1 protein-coding gene is annotated in these 2,377 nt (G+C 67.0%); it reads left to right on the top strand.

Going from position 1 to position 2,377, the window contains the following annotated elements; all coding sequences use genetic code 11:
• On the top strand, positions 1–2,377 hold a 2,377-nt coding region (locus tag K5D32_RS25645; protein WP_409372898.1), incomplete at both ends, for a beta strand repeat-containing protein.

The following is a 2,377-nucleotide window of genomic DNA, read 5'->3' as shown; positions in this document are numbered from 1 at the left end:
TGCACATCACCTCGGGCGACCTCAATAACCGCGGCGGGCAACTGCTGGCCAACACCGCCCTGACCCTGGACAGCGCCGCCCTCGACACCGGCGCCAAGGGCCTGATCAACAGCCAGGGCACCCTGACCCTCACCGCCGACAGCCTGAGCGCCGACAGCGGCGGTGAAGTCTCGGCCCTGGGCACCCTGACCCTGGTCCTCCACGCCCTGTCCCTCGACGCCAGCCGCCTGATCGGCCAGGCCGGGCTGAGCCTGGACCTCAACGGTGCGGACCTCAACAACCGCGCCGGCCTGATCACCGCCACCGGTCCCTTGACCGTCAAGCAGGTGCGGGACATCAACAACCAGGGCGGTGAAATCTCCAGCGCCCAGAGCTTCACCCTGAGCGCCCGGACCCTGGACAACAGCGGCGGCCAGCTCATCAGCAGCCACCTGCTGACCCTCAACGCCGCCAGCCTGCTCAACCAGAACGGCCTGCTCTCCGGCTGGCAAGGGCTGGACGTGACCGCCACGTCCCTGGACAACCGCAACCGCGGCACCCTGTCCAGCCGTAACGGCGCAGTGGACGTGGACCTGAGCGGCGCCCTGCTCAACAGCAACAATGGCGCGCTGGTCAGCCAGACAGCCCTGACCGTGACCGCCGACAGCCTCGACAACCGCGGCGGCATCCTCTCCAGCGGCACCGAACAGACCCTGACCGTCACCGGCCTGCTGAACAACGGCCAGAGCGGCCTGATCGACAGCGGTGCGGACCTCGCGATCACCGCCAACGCCCTCGACAACAGCGCGGGCACCATCACCAGCCCGGGCAAGGCCACCCTCGACCTGATCGGTGCCCTGACCAACACCGGCGGCACACTCGCCAGCGGCGGTGACTGGCTGCTCAAACGCAGCAGCGCCGTGCACAACCAGGGCGGGCAACTGATCAGCCAGCGCCTGATGACCCTCAACACCGGGCTGCTGGACAACAGCCACACCGGCACCGTCGCCGCCAACGGCACCCTGCTGATCACCGCCACCGGCAAGGTCCTCAACCACACCGATGGCCTGATCTACAGCCAGAGCGCGGGCGTGGAGCTGGACGGCAAGAGCCTGGACAACACCCGGGGCGCAGTACAAGGCCAGAGCACCCTCAAGGTCGAAGTGGGCGAGGGCGTCGATAACCTCAACGGTCGCCTGATCGCCCAGAACGGTGGCCTGACGGTAGAAGCCGCCAGCCTCGACAACCGCGGCGGCGTGCTCTCCAGCCTCAAGGGGCTGATGACCACACAGATCAGCGGCGTGCTGAAAAACGGCTACGACCTCGCGGCCAACCGCCAGGGCGGCGTCATCCAGGCCCAGCGCCTGAGCCTGACCGCCCTGGGCGGCTTCGATAACGATGGCGGCCGCGTCTCGGCCAGCACCGGCGAGGCGCTGCTCACCACCGCCAACCTCGACAACCGCAATGGCGGTATTTACGCCAAAGGCCTGGTACGGATCATCGGCAACGACCTGGACAACAGCGGCGACAACGACGGCCAGATCGCCGGCGGCCAGGTCGACCTGCAACTCACCGGCGTCCTGAACAACCGCCTGGGCATCATCGAAAGCGACAGCACCCTGGCCATCAAGGCCGCCAGCCTCGACAACCAGACCGGCCAGATACGCTCCCTCGGCGCCAGCGACGCGGCTGACTTCCAGATCGGTACCCTGTTCGACAACCGCCGCGGCACCGTGGAAGTGGCCAACAGCAACCTGATCCTCAATGCTGCCAGCTTCCTCAACGCCAGCGGCAACCTGCTGCATGCCGGCACGGGCACCTTCGACCTGTCCACCGCCAACCTCATCCAGGCCGGCGGCAACCTCGTGACCCGCGGCGGCCTGACCGTCACGGCCGATAACTGGACCAACAGCAGCGTGATCCAGGCCGGTCGCCTGACCGTCAACGTCGGGATCTTCAACCAGACCGCCAGCGGGCAGTTGTTGGCCTCGAGTGCGTTTGTGGGGACCGGTGGAAGCTGGACGAATGAAGGGGTGATCGCCAGTGACGGGACGCTGAGCCTGAACCTGAGCGGGGGGTATGGGGGAGGTGGGCGTACGAGCAGCCTGGGCACCCTGGGCCTGACGGCCAGCCAGTTGGCACTCACCAGTACGGCGAGCCTCATGGGCGGCGCCCGGACCGAACTCAACATCAGCGGTCTGGCCAGCAACTACGGGCGACTGACGTCGGCGGCCGATCTGATCGTCAATGCCGGGAGTGTGACCAACTACGGCACCTTGGGCGCGACGCAAAACCTCACCTTCACTACCGCGAGCCTGCTTAACAGCCAGGGGCTGATCTTCAGCGGCGGGGATATGCAGGCCAATGTGGGGAGTTTGACCAACCTCAAGGGCGACTT

Source organism: Pseudomonas cichorii (genome assembly GCF_019719005.1).
Lineage (GTDB): Bacteria > Pseudomonadota > Gammaproteobacteria > Pseudomonadales > Pseudomonadaceae > Aquipseudomonas > Aquipseudomonas cichorii_E.
The sequence above is the reverse complement of the archived record's forward strand: the minus strand, read 5'-3'. Positions and strand labels throughout refer to the sequence as shown.